Raw genomic sequence first — 17442 nt, 5'->3', positions numbered from 1 at the left:
TCAGAGCCGGGGATCGAGGATCACCTTGATCTGCACCTCGCCGTCGGCCGGCTTGCGGTCGAGCGCCTCGGCGAAATCCTCCAGCGGATAGACATGGGTGACGCAGGCGTCGCCGTCGATCAGTCCGCGCGCCATCAGGTCGAGCGCGACCGCGTAGGTGAAGGGCGCGAGATGCCCGCCGAGGATATTCAGTTCCTTGAACTCGCCGAAAACGTTGAGATCGACCTCGGCCTTCTTCTTGTAGACGCCGAAGACGACCAGCGTGCCGCGCTTGCGCACAAGCTCCAGCCCGGCCTGGAACGCCTGCGTCTGGCCCGATGCCTCGAGGAAGACGTCGGCGCCGCGCCCGCCGGTCAGGTCGGCGATGGCGGTGCGCAACTGCGGATCGTCGGGATGGAAGGCGAGGTCCGCGCCCAGCTTGAGGCCGAGCGCGCGCTTTTCGGCGCCGGGATTGACGAGGACGAGCTTGCGCGGCGTCTTCAGCCTGGCGGCCTGCAGCATGCCCATGCCGATCGGCCCGGCGCCGGAGACGACGACGACGTCCTCGAACTGGATGTCGGCGCGCTGCACGCCGTGGATGGCGTTGGCCAGCGGCTCGGCATAGCAGGCGGCCCTGTCCGAAACGGCGTCGGGCACCTTGTGCACCACCGCGTCGGCCGGGTAGATCATGTATTGCGCCCAGCCGCCGTCGCGGGTGGCGCCGATCACCTCCATGCGGTCGGCCAGATGATAGAGGCCGCGCTGGCGGAAGAAGTCGTTGCCGAGCGTGACGTTGAGTTCCGCCACGGCGCGGTCGCCGAGCTTGACCCCGTGCCGCTCGCCGGCGCCCTCGCCAAGCTCGATCACCGTGCCGGTGAATTCATGCCCCGGTGTGAAGGGGAAATTCAGTTGCCACGGGCCGGTGGCGTCCCACATCGCCCGGTCGGCGGCGCAGATGCCGCTGGCGTCGACGCGGACCAGCACTTCGCCGGGGCCGGGCGCCGGCATCTTCATGTCGTCCACCAGACGATGCTGCCTTCCGAAGCCGAAGCAGCGCACAGCCTTCATCATGCTTTCTCCCTGTCGGCCCCCTGTCGGCCCCCCTGCCGGCGGGTTCCGTTTCCACCCTGTCCTACAGCGGCAACCCGCATCGGGTCCAGCATTGCGGATGCACGCTTGTCTTTTACATTTGCCTATTATAGTTACTTTTGTAAAGTGGACGGAGCACGCAATGCGCAATGTGAAAAGCACCGAGGACGTGGCTCTGGGCATCCGCAAGCGGGTGTTCGAGCACACGATCCGCAACAATGGCGGTTATCTTTCCCAGGCCTGTTCCGCGGCCGAGCAGCTTGCCTGGCTCTACCACGAGGAACTCAACCTCGGCGCGCCGACCCTGCCGATGATCCCGAAGCCGTTCGGCGGCGTCCCCTCTGCGTCGAACCCCGACTACCACACCGGGGCGGGCTATAACGGGCCGGCGACGTCCGAGCACGACCGCCTGTTCATCGCGCCTGCCCATTATGCGCTGGTGGCCTATGCCACGCTGGTCGAGGTCGGCCGCATGGCGCCCGAGGGGCTGGAGATGTTCAACCAGGACGGCTCCTCGGTCGAGATGATCGGCGCGGAGCATTCGCCCGGCATGGAGGTGCACAACGGCACGCTCGGCATCGGCCTTTCCACCGCCGCCGGCCTTGCCTATGGCCGCCGCCGCCGGGGCGACACCGGCCGCACCTGGGTGTTCATGTCGGACGGCGAGGTGCAGGAAGGCCAGACCTGGGAGGCCGTGCAGGCCGCCGCCTTCCATCGCATCGACAATCTGTGCGCGATCATGGACGTCAACGACCAGCAGTGCGACGGCGCCATGGACTCCGTCATGGAAGTCGGCGACATCCGCCGCAAGTTCATCGAGTTCGGCGCCCATTGCGTGGAGATCGACGGCCACGACCTAGACGCCATGCGCGCCGCCGTCCAGGAGCCGCACGAGGGCAAGCCGCTGATCATCCTGGCGCGCACCAGCCCGTTCCACGCCATGCCGATCTTGCAGGAGCGCTTCCCGCGCCTGCACTATGTGCGCTTCAAGTCGGAAGAAGAGCGCGCACGCATGAACGTCTCGATCGCCGGCGCCCTCGGCGTCGACCCCGTCGACTACGCCCACTGAAGGAGGCCCGCAGATGGTCGAGATGGTGAACCGCCCCTATGCCGCCGCCTTCGAGAAGTTCGCGGCCGGCAACCCCGATATCCTTTGTCTGTCGGCGGACCTGACCTCGTCCTGCGAGGTCGACGGCTTCCGCGACCGGCACCCGGACCAGTTCCTGTCGATGGGCATGGCCGAGCAGAACATGATGAGCTTTGCGGGCGGTCTGGCGCTGGCCGGGTTCCGGCCGTTCATCCACACGTTCGGCGTCTTCATGTATCGCCGCCCCTACGACCAGCTCATGGCCTCCGTCGCCTATCCGCGCCGCAAGGTGCGGCTGATGGGCTTCCTGCCGGGCATCACCACGCCCGGCGGCATGACGCACCAGTCGATCGAGGACATTGCGGTGATGCGCTCCATCCCCAACATGACCATTCTCGAGACCGGCGACGCCACCGAGGTGGAGAGCATCTGCGAGGCGGCCGACGGCATCGACGGCCCGGTCTGGTGCCGCGTGCTGCGCGGTTCGGTGCCGCGCCTGTTCGACACGCCGATCAAGGTGGGCCAGATGCGCGTGCTTTCCGAAGGCACCGACGTGCTGGTCGTCACCTGCGGCATCACCACCGAGGAGGCGCTGCGCGCGCGCTCGGCGCTGGCCGGTGCCGGCGTCTCGATCCGCCACCTGCATCTGCACACGATCAAGCCGTTCGACCACAAGCAGTTGCTCGACCATATCGGCTCGGTGAAGCACGGCGTCGTCACGCTGGAAAACCACGTCACGGAGGGCGGCGTCGGCTCGCTGGTGGCCGAGACGATGGCCGATGCCGGCGTCGGCAAGCGGCTGGTGCGGCTGGGCCTGAAGGACACCTACGCCCACGGCGGCTCGCGCGCCTACCTGATGCGCTATTACGGGCTCGACGCCATGGCGCTGGTCGGCGGCATCGAGACGCTGATGGGGCAGGGCTTCGGCCTGACCGAGGCCGACCTCGACGCCGCCCGCGTCGATGCCGTCCACAGCCTGGCCAAGGCCGAGGCGCTCTAGGATCAGACCGAGCGGGTGAGGCCGCCGTCGACGCGGATGTTCTGGCCGGTGATGTAGCCGGCACCCTCGGAGGCCAGGAAGGCCGCGGTGGCCGCGACCTCCTCGCTGCGGCCGTAGCGCTTCATCGGCACGCTGTCGCGGCGCTCCTCCACCGCCGGCAGGCTGTCGATCCAGCCGGGAAGCACGTTGTTGATGCGGATGTTGTCCGCCGCATAGGTGTCGGCGAAGATCTTGGTGTAGGCGGCAAGGCCCGCCCTGAACACGGCCGAGGTTGGGAACATCTCCGACGGCTCGAACGCCCAGGCGGTGGAGATGTTGACGATCGCGCCGGAACGCTGCTTCTGCATGACCGGCGTGACCAGCCGCACCGCGCGGATCACATTCATCAGGTAGGTGTCGAGCCCGGCGTGCCACTGCTCGTCGGTGATCTCCACGATCTGCGCGCGCGGGCCGTGGCCGGCGCTGTTGACCAGCACGTCGATGCGCCCCCAGGCCGAGACGGTGCGGTCGACCAGCGTCTTGAGGTCGTCGTTCGACTGGTTGGAGCCGGTGACGCCGATGCCGCCGAGTTGCCCGGCAAGGGCCTCGCCCTTCCCCGAGGAGGACAGGATCGCCACCTTGTAGCCGTCGGCCGCCAGCCTGCGCGCCGCCGCCGCGCCCATGCCGCTGCCGCCGGCCGTCACCATCGCCACTCTTGTCCCGGCCATGTCGTCTTCCTTTCTCGCATATCGTCCGAATCCGGGCGAGTTTGGCACAATGCGGGCCGCGTCTTAAACGGAAATCTGCTGCCGGCCGGAACCCCGCGCCAAGACGGGTCGCAAAAAGCGCATGGCGCATGTAAAATCGGCGTATCCATTTTGTCCCGCCCGCCCGCCGGCGGCCGCCTCAGGATCCGCGATGAACATCGACGACCAGGAACTCAGCCTGATTACGCTCGTGGCCAAGCAGTATTATTACGAGGGCAAGACCCAGGACGAGATCTCGCAGTCGCAGAACCTGTCGCGCACCAAGATCGGCCGCATGCTGCGGCAGGCGCGCGACCTCGGCCTCGTCACCATCCGCATCAATCTCAGCCCGGTCGAGTTCTTCAATCTGGAGCAGGAGCTGAAGTCGCGCTTCGGCATCCGGCGGGCGCTGATCGCCGTCGACCATGAGGACGAGGACCTGCAGCGGGCGGCCGTGGCGCAGCTCGTTTCGGACAATCTCACCGACATCCTCGCCGACGGCATGGCGGTGGCGGTCGGCATGGGCCGCAACCTCGGCGCCGTCACCGCCCATCTCGGCTCGCAAAAGCCGCGCAACTGCACCTTCGTCAGTTCCATCGGCGGCTCGCTGCGCGCCGGCGAGGGGCTGAATTCCGATCACATCGCGCGCCGTTTCGCCGCCGCCTTCAACGGCCGCAGCGAAACCCTCTACGCGCCGGCGCATGTCGACGATCCGAAGCTGCGCGAGCTTCTGCTGAAGGACGAGACGGTCCAGCAGACCTTGAACAGGGCCAGGCGCGCGGATGTCGCGCTGATCGGCATCGGCGACTTCAGCGAGACGAGCTATCTCGTCAAGATGGGCTGGTACACGGCGCTGGAAGTGGCGCGCGCCCGCATGAACGGCACGGTGGCCGACGTTTCCGGCTATGATTTCCTCGACATCGACGGGCGGCCTTCGGCGCCCGAACTGCAGCACCGGGTCATCGGGCTCTCGCACGACGATTTCCGGCGCATCCCCAACGTCATCGCGGTGGCGAGCGAGCGCAACAAGGCGCTTTCGCTGCTGGGCTCGCTGCGCTCCGGCATCATCGGCACGCTGGCGACCAGCGCCGCCAATGTCCGCTCCATCATCGAGATCGACGAGCAGACGAAGGCCGGCGAGGCCGGGCTGAAAAGCCGCGCTTCCTGAGCCGCGGGCAGGCGGAGAACACGTTCGGGATGAACATCTGCGCATAAGGCGCGCGGATGGACTCCCTTTTGCCGCCGCTTTATCCGTGGCCCAACGGATTTCCGGCCCGTCTTCGGCGTGGATGCGGCATTCTCGCTCTTGACCGCAGGATTTTCGCTGCGCAAAAATGCAGACGATGCGCAAATGACTGAGACCCGCGCAAATGTGCCGGGAATCCGCATTCTGCCGGATGACCGGGCCGGTGATCCAAGGGAGGGATGATGAAAAAGGTCATGAACAAGCCCGTCGACTATGTCGATGAGATGCTCGATGGCCTGTGCGCGGCGCATCCGCGCCATTTCAGCCAGCCGCAGAAGCGGGTGATCGTGCGCACCGGCGGGGCGGTGCCCGGAAAGGTGGGCATCGTGACGGGCGGCGGTTCCGGCCACCTGCCGATCTTCACCGGCTATATCGGGCCCGGACTGCTGGACGCGGCGGCCATCGGCGACGTGTTCGCCTCGCCCTCCGCCGAGCAGATGGCGAGCGCCATGCGCCATGCCAATGGCGGGGCGGGCGTGCTCAGGCTCTATGGCAACTATGGCGGCGACGTCATGAACTTCGACATGGCCGGCGAGATGCTGGAGATGGAGGATGTCGTCTCCACCACCGTTGTGCTGGCCGACGACGTCGCCTCGGCGCCGCCGGCCGAAGCCGCCAAGCGGCGCGGGGTGGCCGGCATGGTCTTCGCCTTCAAGGCGGCCGGTGCGCGCGCCGAGGAGCGCGGCGACCTCGCGGAGGTGACGGCGGCGGCCCAGAAGACCGCCGACGCCTGCCGCTCGATCGGCTTCGCGCTGACCCCCTGCATCGTGCCGCAGGCGGGCAAGCCCACCTTCACCCTCGCCGAAGACGAGATGGAGATGGGCATGGGCATCCATGGCGAGCCCGGCATCTGGCGCGACAAGGTCAAGCCGGCCGACGCCATCGCCGACGAGATGCTCGACCGGCTGCTGGAGGACAGCGGCGCCGGCAGGGGCGAGCGGGTTTCCCTGCTGGTCAATTCGCTGGGCGCGACGCCGCTGGAGGAGCTCTATATCGTCTACCGGCGGGTCCATGCCCGGCTCGGCGAGCGCGGCATCGATGTCGTGTCGCCGCTGGTCGGGCGCTATGCCACCTCGATGGAGATGGCCGGCGTCACGCTCACCATGTGCCGGCTGGACAGCGAGATCGAGCGCCTGCTCGGCGCGCCGTGCGACTGCCCGTTCTGGAGGAACTGATGCCGCAGGAACCTGGCCGTGCGGCAAGCGCGGCCCCGGCCGACATCACCGCGAAGGACATCCACGAAGCGCTGGCGCGCGTCGCCGCCGCCATGGAGACGGGCGCGGCCGAGCTGAACGCGGCCGACGGCGCGCTGGGCGACGGCGATCTCGGCATCACCGTCTCGCGCGGCTTCGCCGAGGCGGCCGCGGCCGAGCTGCCGGACGATCTCGGCCTCGCCTTCATGGAATGCGCCAAGGCCATGCAGCGCGTGTCCTCCTCCTCCTACGGCACGCTGCTGGCCACGGCCGCCATGGCGGCGGCCAAGGCGACGAAGGGGCAGGCGCGGCTGGACGCCGTCCAGATACCGGGGCTGATCGAAGCGGCGCTCGCCGCCATGATGGCGCGCGGCAAGGGCTCGCTCGGCGACAAGACCGTATTGGACATATTCGACGCCATGGCCAGGGCCATGCAGGGCGCGCCGGCGGACGCGCTCTACGGGCGCGGCCTCGCCGCCGCCCGGGCGACGCTGGAAGACTTCAAGGGCAAGCCGAACAAGCTCGGCCGCGCGCGCATGTTCGGCGAAGGCAGCATCGGCCTCTACGATCCCGGCCAGCTCGCGCTGGTGCGGATCCTGGAGGCGATGGGCGACTGAACGGCGGCCTCTTCGGCCGCCGAGTGAAGGGATGGAGCGTGTGATGAGCGAAATCGGCTTTCTGGGGCTCGGCATCATGGGCAGCGGCATGGTCCGCAACCTGCTCAAGGCCGGGCACGGCGTGACGGCGTGGAACCGCACGGCGCGCGACCTGCCGGCGGACCTTTCCGGGGCCCGCATCGTCTCCACCATCGCCGAAGCGGCGAAGGGCCGGAAGACCGTCGTCGTCTCGCTGACCGGCCCGGACGCCCAGCGCGACGTGCTCCTGGGCGATGACGGCCTCTTCGCCGTGGCCGAGGCCGGCGCCGCCGTCGTCGACACCACGACCACCGATCCGGTCCTGGCCGCGGAACTGGCCGGCCAGGCGCAGGGGCGCGGCCTGCGCTATCTGGACGCGCCGGTGTTCGGCTCGCGCAACGAGGCCTGGGAAGGCCGGCTCGATTTCGTCTGCGGCGGCGAGCGCGCCACCTTCGATGCGGTGAAACCCGTTCTCGACTGCATGGCGGCCACGGTCCATCATCTCGGCTCCAGCGGCAAGGGCGCGGCGGCCAAGCTGGTCGGCAACCTGCTGGTGGCGGCGCAGATGGTCTCGCTCGGCGAGGCGCTGTGCATGGCCAGGAAGGCCGGGCTCGAGGCGGATACGCTGATGAGCTATCTCGACGTCACGGATTTTTCCTCCGGCCTGATACGCGGCGTCGGCCGGGCCACGCTTTCGGGCGATTTCGAGCCCAACTTCTATCTCAGGCACATGCTCAAGGACGCGCGCCTGATCGGGACCTATGCCCGCGGCCTCGGCGTTGCCGCGCCCGCCTCGGGCATGGCGGCGGAGCTGTACCAGGCCGCGCTCAACAAGGGCTATGGCGAATTGAACGCCTCGGCCCTGCACAAATTGCAGTTCGAGCTTTCCGGAGTCGAGGTGAAATAGGCGCCGGGAAGAGAGCCAGCCCATCCCTCCTCTCCGGCGCGGGGCGGAGGAAGGACGACCAACCCAAGGGAGGAATGAATGTCGCTCAAGTCCAGATATGTCGCGGGCGCTGCAGCCGCCGCCCTGCTGATGGGTGCCTTCGCCGGCGCCCATGCGCAGGACAAGAAATACAACATCGTCACCGTGGTTAAGATCAGCGGTATCCAGTGGTTCAACCGCATGGAGGAAGGCGTCAAGAAATTCGCAGCCGACACCGGCAACAACGCCTACCAGGTCGGCCCCGCCAAGGCCGACGCGCAGTTGCAGGTGCAGCTCATCGAGGACGCGATCGCGCAGAAGGTCGACGCCATCACGGTGGTGCCCTTCGCCCCGGAGGCGCTGGAGCCGGTGCTGAAGAAGGCGATGGACGCAGGCATCAAGGTCGTCTCCCACGAGGCCTCGACCATCCAGAACGTCGACTGGGACATCGAGGCCTTCAAGAACGCGGCCTATGGCGAGCACTTCATGAAGAAGCTGGGCGAGTGCATGGGCGGCAAGGGCGAATATGCGGTCTTCGTCGGCTCGCTGACCTCCAAGTCGCACAACGAATGGGTGGACGCCGCGATCGCCTACCAGAAGGCCAACTTCCCCGACATGAAGATGGTCGGCTCCAAGAACGAGACCAACGACGACCAGCAGCAGGCCTACGCCAAGACCCAGGAACTGCTCAGGGCATTCCCCAACGTGCGCGGCTTCGAAGGCAGCGCCTCCACCGACGTCGCCGGCATCGGGCTGGCGCTGGAGGAACGCGGCATGGGCGCCGACACCTGCGTGGTGGGCACCAGCCTGCCGTCGATCGCGGCCCAGTATCTCGACACCGGTTCCGTCGACATGATCTCGTTCTGGGATCCTTCGCTGGCCGGCTATGCGATGAACAAGGTCGCGGTCATGCTGCTCGACGGCAAGGAGCCGACCGACGGCATGGACCTCGGCATTCCAGGCTACGAGAAGGTCTCCTTCGACGGCAAGGTCATCTACGGCCAGGCCTGGGTCGACGTGACCAAGGACAACGCGAAGGACTATCCCTTCTGACCGCCGGGCCTTGCGGCGCACGGCCGATGCGATACGGTTCTCCTCCGGCGGCCTGCCACCGGAGGAGCCCATTGGGTTGCTGATCGTTCGATGACCGAAACTCCGCTCATCCGGCTCGACGCCGTCTCCAAGTCATTTGCCGGCGTTCAGGCGTTGAGCGGGGTCTCCTTCTCCATCGAGGCCGGCGAGGCGGTGTGCCTGGCGGGCGAGAACGGCAGCGGCAAATCCACGCTCATCAAGATCCTGGCCGGCGTGGAAAAGCCCGACCGCGGCCAGGTGGTTGTGGACGGCGAAAGCTTCGCCGCGCTCGATCCGCGCAATTCCGTGGCGCGGGGCATCCAGGTCATCTTCCAGGACTTCTCGCTGTTTCCGAACCTGACGGTGGCCGAGAACATCGCCTTCAGCGCCGAGCTGACCTCCGGGCACAGGCTGGTGAACCGCAGGCGCGTCCGGGCGCTGGCGCAGGACGTGCTGAAGCGCATCGCGGTGGAGATCCCGCTCGACGCCCGCGTCGAGACGCTCGCCGTGGCCGACAAGCAGCTCGTGGCGATCGCGCGGGCCCTGGCGCTCGACGCGCGCCTGGTCATCATGGACGAGCCGACCACGGCGCTGACCGAAAGGGAGGTGCAGTCGCTGCTCGCCATCATCCGCCGGCTGAAGGCGGCGGGCGTGGCCGTGCTGTTCGTCAGCCACAAGCTGGCCGAGGTGTTCGAGGTCTGCGAGAAGATCGTGGTCATCCGCAACGGCGAGGTGGTGTCGGACAAGCCGGCCTCCGAATTCGACCTCGATTCGCTCGCCTACCACATGACCGGGCGGCATTTCTCCGCAAGCGTCGCCCGCCCCTTCGATCCCGAGGCGCCGGCGCTGCTGGAGGTGGAAGGGCTCGGCCGCGACGGCGCGCTGGACGACATCGGCTTCGCGCTGCGGCCGGGAGAGGTGCTGGGCATCGCCGGCCTGCTCGGCTCGGGCCGCACGGCGCTCGCCAAGGCCCTGTTCGGCCTGTTGCCGGTGGACCGCGGCGAAATCCGGCTGGACGGAGCGGCGGTGGCTCTGGCGAGCCCGCTGGACGCGATCGCCGCCGGCATCGGCTACGTGCCCGAGGACCGGCTGACGGAGGGGTTGTTCCTGTCGCAGTCCATCGCCCGCAACATCGCGATCGGCCGGCTCGACGCCTTTTCCGGGCCGCTCGGCTGGCTCGACCGGGCGGGCCTGGCGGCCGAGGCGGACGACTGGCTGGAGCGGCTCAGCGTCGCCGCGCCGAATGCGGAGGTGCCGGTGAAATCGCTCTCCGGCGGCAACCAGCAGCGCGTGGTGCTGGCGCGCTGGCTGGCCGGCGGCCCGCGCATCCTGGTGCTCAACGGTCCCACTGTCGGCGTGGACATCGGCTCCAAGGCCGACATCCACGACATCATCGCCGACCTTGCGGCGCGCCGGCTCGGCGTCATCGTCATTTCCGACGACCTGCCCGAACTCATCGCCTGCTGCCATCGCATCCTGGTCATGAAGGGCGGCCGGATCGTGGAGGAGATCGCCGGCGGCAGCATCGACGCCGGCGAACTCGCGGCCAGGCTGGCATCCTAGGAGAAAAGGGGCGTCATGAAGATCGACTGGACGCGCAACGAGACGCTGGTCTTCCTGGTGGTGGTGGCCTTCTGCGCGCTGACGACGGCGGTCGATCCGTCGTTCCTGTCGCTGCCCACGCTGTTCGACCTGCTGCGCAATTCCATCGTCACCGGCATCTTCGCCATCGGCGTGCTCCTGGTGCTGATCTCGGGCGGCATCGACGTCTCCTTCACGGCGATCGCCGCATTCGCCATGTATTCCACCACCCTGACCCTGGTGAAGCTCGGCATCGACGTGCCCTGGTACGGCGCCTTCGCGCTCTCCGTCCTGATCGGCACCGGCCTCGGCCTCGTCAATGCCGTCTTCATCGCCGGCTTCCGGCTGCCGACGCTGATCGTCACGCTGGGCACGCTCTCGGCGATCCGCGGCTTCCTGCTCACCTTCGTCGGCAGCCAGCTCATCTCCAACGTGCCGCCGGGCATGCGCGACTTCTCGCGCCTCGTCATGCTGCGCGGCACCACCGGCGAGGGATATTTCTACTCGCTGCCCTGGGCGTTCGCCGCCCTGGTGCTGGTCGTGGCGGGAACCTGGTTCCTGCTCTACAAGACGCTGCTCGGCCGCAAGATCTTCGCCATCGGCGGCTCGGCCGAAAGCGCGCGCCGCATCGGGGTGGGCGTGCGCGGCGTGCAGGTCTTCGTCTATGCCTATGTGGGCGCGCTGTCGGGGCTGGCGGGCATCATCCATGCCTCGCTGGCGCGCGTGGCCAATCCCTTCGACCTGGTCGGGCTGGAGCTTTCGGTGATCGCGGCCGTGGTGCTGGGCGGCGCGCGGCTCACCGGCGGCTACGGCACCATCACCGGCACGCTGCTCGGCGTGGCGCTGATCGTGCTGGTCTCCAACAGCCTGATCCTGCTCGGCATCCCCTCCACATGGCAGAGCGTGGTCATCGGCGCGCTGATCCTGCTCGGCACCGGCCTGCCGGCCTTCCAGGCCAAGCGTGCGGCGATGCGGGCGGGCTGACCGGATATGGACACCGACATGCACAAGCCCGCCGCCCCGCGCCCCGCCAGCCGGCCGCGTCCCCCGCGTTCGCTGCTGTCGTCTCAGATCGGCCAGCTTTCGGCGCTCACCCTGATCATCTTCGTGGTGATGGCGGTGCTCGACCCGTCGCGCTTCCTCACGCTGGGCAATTTCAGCTCGATGGCGTTCCAGTTCCCCGAATTCGCCATCCTGTCGCTGGCCATGATGCTGTCGATGATGACCGGCGGCATCGACCTGTCCATCGTCGGCGTGTCCAACCTGGCGGCCATCGTGGCGGCGCTCATCCTGTCGGCGCTGGCCGGTCCGCAGGCGGCGGGGCTGGCCGCCGGCGGCACCATCGCGCTCGCGGTGGCGGCCGCCCTTCTGGTCGGCGCCGCCTGCGGGCTCTTCAACGGCATCGCCATCGGCATCTTCGGCCTGCCGCCCATTCTGGCCACGCTGGGCTCGGGCCTGGTCTTCACCGGCCTTGCCGTGGCGGTCACCGGCGGCAGCGCGGTGCTCGGCTTTCCCGCCGCATTCGCCTTCCTCGGCAACGGCGCCGTTTTCGGCGTGCCCATGCCGCTCGTCATCTTCGTGGCCATCGCCGCGATCGTGTGGCTGGTGCTGGAACGCACGGCGCTCGGGCTCAGGATCCAGATGCTCGGCACCAACCCGCTCGCCGCCCGCTTCGCCGGCATCGACGACCTTGCCGTGACGCTGCGCACCTATGTGCTGTCGGGCCTGTTCGCCGCCTGCGCCGGGCTGGTCATCATGAGCCGGGCCAATTCGGCCAAGGCCGACTACGGCTCCAGCTACCTGCTCCTGTCCATCCTGATCTGCGTATTGGGGGGCATCAATCCCTATGGCGGCTTCGGCCGCGTCGCCGGCCTGGTGCTGGCGGTGTTGTCGCTGCAGTTCCTGTCCAGCGGGCTCAACATGCTGCAGGTGTCGAACTTCGCCAAGGAGCTGATCTGGGGCGCCCTGCTGCTGCTGGTCATGGTGGCCAACGGCATCCAGTTCCGGCGCAAGAGCCGGTAGGCGGTGCCCGGAAGGCGGGCGCGGAATCCGGCGCCGATGCTGCGGATTTGACTTTTGTCAGCGCTCGTGAACAATGTCGAAAACGAGATTTTCGGCACATGGCGCTCGCGGTTTCCGACCAGCTCATCCACAAGGCGGCCTGGCTATACTACACGCACGGGCTGCGCCAGGACGAAGTGGCCAGGCGGCTCGACATTTCGCGCGCCTCCGTGGCCATGTATCTGCGCAAGGCGCGCGAGACCGGCATCGTCAACATCTCGATCTCGACCCAGCTCTTTTCGCAGGACGTCCTGGCGCGCGAGCTGGAGGACGCGTTCGGGCTGACGGGCGTGTGGGTGGTGCCGCAGCCGGCCGAAGTCGCCGCGCTTGCGGCCAGCGTCTTTCTGGGCCTGGTGCGCCGCGGCGACCGGGTCGGCGTCGCCTGGGGGCGCACCGTCTACGCCATGGCCGACGAGATGGCCTTCGCCGACCTGCAGGACGTCGCCGTGGTGCAGCTCTGCGGCAATCTCGGCGCGCCCTACAGCTACCGGCCGGACCAGTGCACGACGGAGATCGCCCGCCGCCTCAACGCCAAGGGCCTGAATTTCTATGCGCCGCTGGTGCTGACCAGCGAGGGGCTGGCCGAGCAGTTGCGGCGCGAGCCGGTGATCGGCGAGCAGCTTGCCAGCGTCGAGGCCTGCAGCCTGGCGCTGTTTTCCGTCGGCACGGTCGACCAGGAAAGCCACATCGTCACCTGCGGCGCGCTGAGCCCGGCGGAAATGGAAGCGCTGCGCGGAGAGGGCGCGGCCGGCGTCGTCGCCGGGCAGGTCATCGACGGCGGCGGCAGGCTGCTCGACTGCGGCTACAACCGCCGCGTCATCTCCGCCGATCTCGGCTCGATCCGCGGCATTCCCCGGCGCATGGTGGTGGTGCAGGAGGACAGCAAGCTGAAGCCGCTGCAAGCGGCGCTCGCCGGCGGCTTCTGCTCGCATCTGGTGGTGACGTCGGCGATGGCGCGCCGCCTGCTCGGCGAGCATCGCGGCGCAACCCCGTAGAGCCTTTCGGACCCTGCGCTCCTCACACCCTCACTTGGCGTTCGGATTGGGCATCCAGGCCGGCATGGCGACATCGGCATGGGCGAATTGCGGAAGCTTCGCCGACAGCTCCTCCATGTTCTTGATGTCCTTTTCGACGAGGTCCTTCTGGGTGATGAGGGTGGGCGGCACGATGACGCTGTGGCCCGGGTCCTCGCCGGCCAGAAGCTGCGCCAGCGCCCGCACCGACACCTGGCCGACGACGGCCGGGTTGGTGGCGGCGGTGGCGGCCCAGGCGCTGTCGGCCTCGCGCATGGCCGAGATGTCGGCGGTGGAGATGTCGGCCGAATAGATCTTGATGTCCTTGTTCTTGCCGGCCTCGTCGACGGCGATCTTCACGCCCTTGGCGAACTCGTCATAGGGCGCGAACATCACCTTGATGTCGGGATTGGCCGACAGCACCGAGCGCGCCTGGTTGGCGACGGAGTTGGCGATCGGGTTGTCCAGCGTGCCGAACTGGGCGACCTCGTCTATGCCCGGATATTTCTTCTTGAAGTCCAGCCAGGTCTCGTTGCGGCGATCCAGCGGGGCGATGCCGGCGACATAGACATAGCCGGCCTTCCAGCTCTCGCCATTGTCCTCGACCGCCTGCTCCAGCGCCAGCCGGGCGAGGTCGCGGTCCGACTGCTCGATCTGGGGGATCTTGTCGTTCTCGACATTGACGTCGAAGGCCACGACCTTGATGCCGGCATCCACGGCGCGCTGGGCCGCGTCCTTCATCGATTCCGTCAGCCCGTGCTGGATGATGATGCCCTGCACGCCGAGCGCGATGGCCTGGTCGACCATGTCGGACTGGAGGGCCGCGTCCTGCTGGCTGTCGAAGACGCGCAAATCCACGCCGAGCGCCTTCGCCTGCGCCTGCACGCCGGCGAGATAGGCCTGGAAGAAGTCGCCCGTCGAAAGATAGCGCACGAGCGCGATCTTGACGTCGCCCGGCTTGTCGAAGGGGGCGGGCCGGTCCTGCGCGAAGCCGGATGCCGGTGCCAATGCGATGGCGCCCGCAAGTGCGAGCGTCAGCTTGCCGAATGTCCTGCGATCGAAGTTCATTTCTGCTCCTCCACGGTTTTGGCCGATGACGTTGCCGGTCCTATCGCCTGCCCTTGGCCGACAGGGCGAAGGTGAAGACAAGGGCCACGACGAGCACGCCGCCCTTGACGAAATCCTGCGTGTAGTAAGGCGCGTTCATCATCGTCAGGCCCTGCAGCAGCACGCCCACGAACAGCGCGCCCACCGCCGTGCCGAAGCCGTTGGGCTTGGAGGCGCCGAGCACGGCAAAGCCGATCAGCGCCGCGGCCACCGCGTCCAGAAGCAGGTTGTTGCCCGAGGCGATGTCGCCGCGGCCCAGCCGCGCGGCCAGCAGGATGCCGCCGATCGAGGCGAAGACGCCGGAGATCACATAGGCCCAGATCTTGTAGGCCCTGACCGGCGCGCCCGCCAGTTCCGCCGCCCTTTCGTTGGAGCCGACGGCATACATCATGCGGCCGAAGCGGGTGTATTCCAGGAAGAACCAGATCAGCACCGCCAGCACGATCAGAACCACCACCGAGACCGGCACCAGGTTGGGGATGAAGAAGTCGAAGCGGTAGCGGCCGAGCGCCAGGAAGGCGTCGCTGAACTTGCCGGGGGCGACGGAGCCGTCCGGCATGGTCATGCCGGCCGCGATCGAGCGGCCTTCGGTGGGAATGCGCTGCAGGCCCACCAAAAGGAACATCATGCCGAGCGTGGCGAGCAGGTCGGGCACGCGCATGTAGACGATGAGGAAGCCGTTGATGAGGCCCACCGCCACGCCGATGGCCAGGCACGCCAGCACCGCAACGAGGGCGTTCTGGTCCAGCACCACCATGACGTAGGCGGCGGCCATCATGGCGCTGGTGGCGACCGAGCCGATCGACAGGTCGAAGCCGCCGACGACCAGCGTGGCGGTGACGCCGAGCGCCAGCACGCCGGTGATGGCCACCGACTGGAAGATGAAGACCGCGCTCTGCGGCGACACGAAGCCGTCGGCGGCGACGGCGAAATAGACCACGAGGGCGGCGAACAGCACGAGGAACCCGTAGCGGACGGCGAAATTGCGCAGGGCTGCGCCGGGCATGGCTGCCGCTGCCGCACGGTTGCGCTGCCGATCCATCGTCGCCTCCCCCCTTCGCGCGCCTCAGCTCATGCCGGCCTGCGGCGGAACCGCGCCGTGCAGGGCCCGGCCGGCGACCTGGGCCAGCAGCCTGTCCATGTCGATTTCGCCGTTGCGGTGCTCGCCGGCGATGGTGTGCTCCGACATCACCAGGATACGGTCCGCCGTCTCCAGCGCCTCGTCCAGCTCGGTCACGAAAATCAGCGTCGCGCGGCCGGCGGCACTGGCGCGCAGCTTGGCGGCGATGTCGCGGCGGGCGGCGATGTCGACGCCCTGGAACGGCTCGTCCAGCATGAACAGCGCCGCCGGCTGGGTCATCCAGCGCGCCACCATCACCTTCTGCTGGTTGCCGCCCGACAGCGTCGGCATCTCGTCCCTTTCGCTGCGGCACACGATGCCGAGTTCCCGGATCTGGCCGCGCGCCACGGCGCGCTCGGCGCCCCGCCGCGACACGGAAAGGGCCGAGAGGCGCTTCAGGAACGGCAGGCTCATGTTCTCGTAGACGTTGAAGGTGCCGACGATGCCGCTGGCGGCGCGATCCTTGGCGACGAGGAAGACGCCGGCTTCGATGGCCTGGCGCGGCGACTGCGGCGCGTAAGGGCGGCCGCCGAGCCGCATGGCGCCCGCCACCGGCCGGCGCAGGCCGAACAGGGTCTCGGCCAGCGCCGTCTTGCCCGCGCCCACCAGGCCGGTGACGGCCACGATCTCGCCGTCGCCGAGGGCGAGCGAAAGCGGCAGGGCGCCGTCGGCGACGACGAGGCCCTCGGCGCGGAAAAGGGTGGCGCCGCCGTCGCGGGCTTCGACGGCGCCCCCGGCGATCGCCTGCCCCAGCATGGCGTTGACGGCGCCTTCGTAGTCGAGCGGCCGGTCCTCGAAGACGCCGGCGACGGCGCCGTCGCGCAGCGACACGATGCGGTCGGCCAGCCGGCGGATGTCGGACATTCGGTGGGAGATGTAGAGGATGGCGACGCCGCGCGCCTTCAGCCGCTCGATCAGCGCGAACAGCCGCGCCGCCTCGGCGATGGACAGCGACGAGGTCGGCTCGTCCAGGATCAGCACCTTGGGCTCGTGCGCCATGGCGCGGGCGATCGCCACCATCTGCCGGTCGGCCAGCGCAAGGTCGGTGACGGCGGCGTTGAGGTCGATGTCGAGGCCCATGCGCTCGGCCACGGCGCGCGCCTCGCGCTGCATGCGCCTGGGATTGAGCACGATCGGCGCGCCCCTGCCGCTCAGCCGGTCGAGCGTCAGGTTGGTGGCGACATTGAGGGCGGCCACAACCCCGTCGTCGATGTTCTGGTGCACGGTGACGACGCCGGCCCGGATCGCCTCCGCCGGCGACTTCGGCGCATAGGCCGCGTCCGCAAGGATCATGGCGCCGGCATCGTGGGAATGGACACCGCTGACGATCTTCACCAGCGTCGACTTGCCGGCGCCGTTGGCGCCCATCAGCACGGTCACCTCGCCGGCGCGAAGCTCGAGATCGACGCCGCCGAGCACCTGGTTCGGTCCGAAGGATTTCCTCACATCCGCGATGCGGAACACGGCCGGTGCAGCCATTTCATCCTCCCATGAAGCCGACGCTATGGGCAACTCCAGCAATTGTCAACACGATTGACAATTGACAGAGGCGCCTCTAGCCTTCCCGGACAACGACTGTCCGTGCAAGGTGCGCTTCAACGCCGATGGGG

Annotated in this window: 16 protein-coding genes; 11 read left to right on the top strand and 5 right to left on the bottom strand. The window is 68.2% G+C overall.

The features are described from left to right. Positions 1-1050 (bottom strand): zinc-binding dehydrogenase, encoded by a 1050-nt coding sequence (locus tag ACTDI4_RS01915; RefSeq protein ID WP_442839536.1) that lies wholly within the window; start codon positions 1048-1050, stop codon positions 1-3. Between the two features lie 160 nt (positions 1051-1210). Between ACTDI4_RS01915 and ACTDI4_RS01910 the strand changes: the two genes are divergently transcribed. Continuing rightward, positions 1211-2137 (top strand): transketolase, encoded by a 927-nt coding sequence (locus ACTDI4_RS01910; protein WP_442839535.1) that lies wholly within the window; start codon positions 1211-1213, stop codon positions 2135-2137. 13 nt (positions 2138-2150) lie between these two features. Continuing rightward, positions 2151-3155, top strand: a complete 1005-nt coding sequence (locus ACTDI4_RS01905) for a transketolase family protein (protein WP_442839534.1) — start codon at positions 2151-2153, stop codon at positions 3153-3155. Positions 3156-3157: 2 nt separating this feature from the next. On the opposite strand, the gene ACTDI4_RS01900 is transcribed toward ACTDI4_RS01905, so the two are convergent. Then, entirely contained in the window at positions 3158-3862 is a 705-nt protein-coding gene (locus ACTDI4_RS01900) for an SDR family oxidoreductase (RefSeq protein WP_442839533.1), read from the bottom strand. A gap of 190 nt (positions 3863-4052) precedes the next feature. Here ACTDI4_RS01900 and ACTDI4_RS01895 point away from each other — a divergent pair, with 190 nt between their 5' ends. The 9 genes from ACTDI4_RS01895 to ACTDI4_RS01855 all read left to right on the top strand — a co-directional run bounded on the left by ACTDI4_RS01895 (position 4053) and on the right by ACTDI4_RS01855 (position 13587). Further along, positions 4053-5048 (top strand): sugar-binding transcriptional regulator, encoded by a 996-nt coding sequence (locus ACTDI4_RS01895; protein ID WP_442839532.1) that lies wholly within the window; start codon positions 4053-4055, stop codon positions 5046-5048. Positions 5049-5308: 260 nt separating this feature from the next. Next, a complete protein-coding gene (locus ACTDI4_RS01890; RefSeq protein ID WP_442839531.1) occupies positions 5309-6301 on the top strand; it encodes a dihydroxyacetone kinase subunit DhaK in 993 nt (330 codons plus the stop codon). Then, on the top strand, positions 6301-6936 hold the full coding sequence (locus ACTDI4_RS01885) for a DAK2 domain-containing protein (RefSeq protein ID WP_442839530.1): 636 nt from the start codon (positions 6301-6303) through the stop codon (positions 6934-6936). The genes ACTDI4_RS01890 and ACTDI4_RS01885 overlap by 1 nt, the downstream gene beginning before the upstream one ends. A 43-nt stretch (positions 6937-6979) precedes the next feature. Beyond that, on the top strand, positions 6980-7861 hold the full coding sequence (locus tag ACTDI4_RS01880) for an NAD(P)-dependent oxidoreductase (RefSeq protein ID WP_442839529.1): 882 nt from the start codon (positions 6980-6982) through the stop codon (positions 7859-7861). 78 nt (positions 7862-7939) lie between these two features. Next, positions 7940-8932: an autoinducer 2 ABC transporter substrate-binding protein gene (locus ACTDI4_RS01875; RefSeq protein ID WP_442839528.1), complete on the top strand. Its 993-nt coding sequence runs from the start codon at positions 7940-7942 to the stop codon at positions 8930-8932. A 90-nt stretch (positions 8933-9022) separates the two neighbouring features. After that, positions 9023-10513, top strand: coding sequence for a sugar ABC transporter ATP-binding protein (locus ACTDI4_RS01870; RefSeq protein ID WP_442839527.1), 1491 nt, complete (start codon positions 9023-9025; stop codon positions 10511-10513). 15 nt (positions 10514-10528) lie between these two features. After that, entirely contained in the window at positions 10529-11515 is a 987-nt protein-coding gene (locus tag ACTDI4_RS01865; RefSeq protein WP_442839526.1) for an ABC transporter permease, read from the top strand. An 18-nt stretch (positions 11516-11533) separates the two neighbouring features. Beyond that, positions 11534-12553 (top strand): ABC transporter permease, encoded by a 1020-nt coding sequence (locus ACTDI4_RS01860; RefSeq protein WP_442839525.1) that lies wholly within the window; start codon positions 11534-11536, stop codon positions 12551-12553. 98 nt (positions 12554-12651) lie between these two features. Beyond that, positions 12652-13587: a sugar-binding transcriptional regulator gene (locus ACTDI4_RS01855; protein ID WP_442839524.1), complete on the top strand. Its 936-nt coding sequence runs from the start codon at positions 12652-12654 to the stop codon at positions 13585-13587. Between the two features lie 30 nt (positions 13588-13617). Here the strand turns inward: ACTDI4_RS01855 and ACTDI4_RS01850 are convergent, their stop codons facing one another. From ACTDI4_RS01850 to ACTDI4_RS01840, 3 genes are read right to left on the bottom strand one after another with little or no spacing between them, the layout of a single operon-like run. Further along, positions 13618-14673 carry a substrate-binding domain-containing protein gene (locus ACTDI4_RS01850; protein ID WP_442839523.1) on the bottom strand — a complete coding sequence of 352 codons (1056 nt, stop codon included), beginning with the start codon at positions 14671-14673 and terminating at the stop codon, positions 13618-13620. A 40-nt stretch (positions 14674-14713) separates the two neighbouring features. Further along, positions 14714-15754, bottom strand: a complete 1041-nt coding sequence (locus ACTDI4_RS01845; RefSeq protein ID WP_442839522.1) for an ABC transporter permease — start codon at positions 15752-15754, stop codon at positions 14714-14716. A gap of 24 nt (positions 15755-15778) precedes the next feature. Then, a complete protein-coding gene (locus tag ACTDI4_RS01840; RefSeq protein WP_442839521.1) occupies positions 15779-17311 on the bottom strand; it encodes a sugar ABC transporter ATP-binding protein in 1533 nt (510 codons plus the stop codon). Positions 17312-17442 lie beyond the last annotated feature (131 nt).

This window comes from Mesorhizobium sp. PUT5 (assembly GCF_052216645.1).
In the GTDB taxonomy this organism is placed as follows: Bacteria; Pseudomonadota; Alphaproteobacteria; order Rhizobiales; family Rhizobiaceae; genus Mesorhizobium.
This window is presented reverse-complemented; position numbering and strand designations above follow the sequence as displayed.

Bases quoted from the DNA above. Each gene is read 5' to 3' on its own strand.
- ACTDI4_RS01915 (WP_442839536.1), bottom strand. From the start codon at position 1,050: ATGATGAAGGCTGTGCGCTGCTTCGGCTTCGGAAGGCAGCATCGTCTG.
- ACTDI4_RS01910 (WP_442839535.1), top strand. From the start codon at position 1,211: ATGCGCAATGTGAAAAGCACCGAGGACGTGGCTCTGGGCATCCGCAAG.
- ACTDI4_RS01905 (WP_442839534.1), top strand. From the start codon at position 2,151: ATGGTCGAGATGGTGAACCGCCCCTATGCCGCCGCCTTCGAGAAGTTC.
- ACTDI4_RS01900 (WP_442839533.1), bottom strand. From the start codon at position 3,862: ATGGCCGGGACAAGAGTGGCGATGGTGACGGCCGGCGGCAGCGGCATG.
- ACTDI4_RS01895 (WP_442839532.1), top strand. From the start codon at position 4,053: ATGAACATCGACGACCAGGAACTCAGCCTGATTACGCTCGTGGCCAAG.
- ACTDI4_RS01890 (WP_442839531.1), top strand. From the start codon at position 5,309: ATGAAAAAGGTCATGAACAAGCCCGTCGACTATGTCGATGAGATGCTC.
- ACTDI4_RS01885 (WP_442839530.1), top strand. From the start codon at position 6,301: ATGCCGCAGGAACCTGGCCGTGCGGCAAGCGCGGCCCCGGCCGACATC.
- ACTDI4_RS01880 (WP_442839529.1), top strand. From the start codon at position 6,980: ATGAGCGAAATCGGCTTTCTGGGGCTCGGCATCATGGGCAGCGGCATG.
- ACTDI4_RS01875 (WP_442839528.1), top strand. From the start codon at position 7,940: ATGTCGCTCAAGTCCAGATATGTCGCGGGCGCTGCAGCCGCCGCCCTG.
- ACTDI4_RS01870 (WP_442839527.1), top strand. From the start codon at position 9,023: ATGACCGAAACTCCGCTCATCCGGCTCGACGCCGTCTCCAAGTCATTT.
- ACTDI4_RS01865 (WP_442839526.1), top strand. From the start codon at position 10,529: ATGAAGATCGACTGGACGCGCAACGAGACGCTGGTCTTCCTGGTGGTG.
- ACTDI4_RS01860 (WP_442839525.1), top strand. From the start codon at position 11,534: ATGCACAAGCCCGCCGCCCCGCGCCCCGCCAGCCGGCCGCGTCCCCCG.
- ACTDI4_RS01855 (WP_442839524.1), top strand. From the start codon at position 12,652: ATGGCGCTCGCGGTTTCCGACCAGCTCATCCACAAGGCGGCCTGGCTA.
- ACTDI4_RS01850 (WP_442839523.1), bottom strand. From the start codon at position 14,673: ATGAACTTCGATCGCAGGACATTCGGCAAGCTGACGCTCGCACTTGCG.
- ACTDI4_RS01845 (WP_442839522.1), bottom strand. From the start codon at position 15,754: ATGGATCGGCAGCGCAACCGTGCGGCAGCGGCAGCCATGCCCGGCGCA.
- ACTDI4_RS01840 (WP_442839521.1), bottom strand. From the start codon at position 17,311: ATGGCTGCACCGGCCGTGTTCCGCATCGCGGATGTGAGGAAATCCTTC.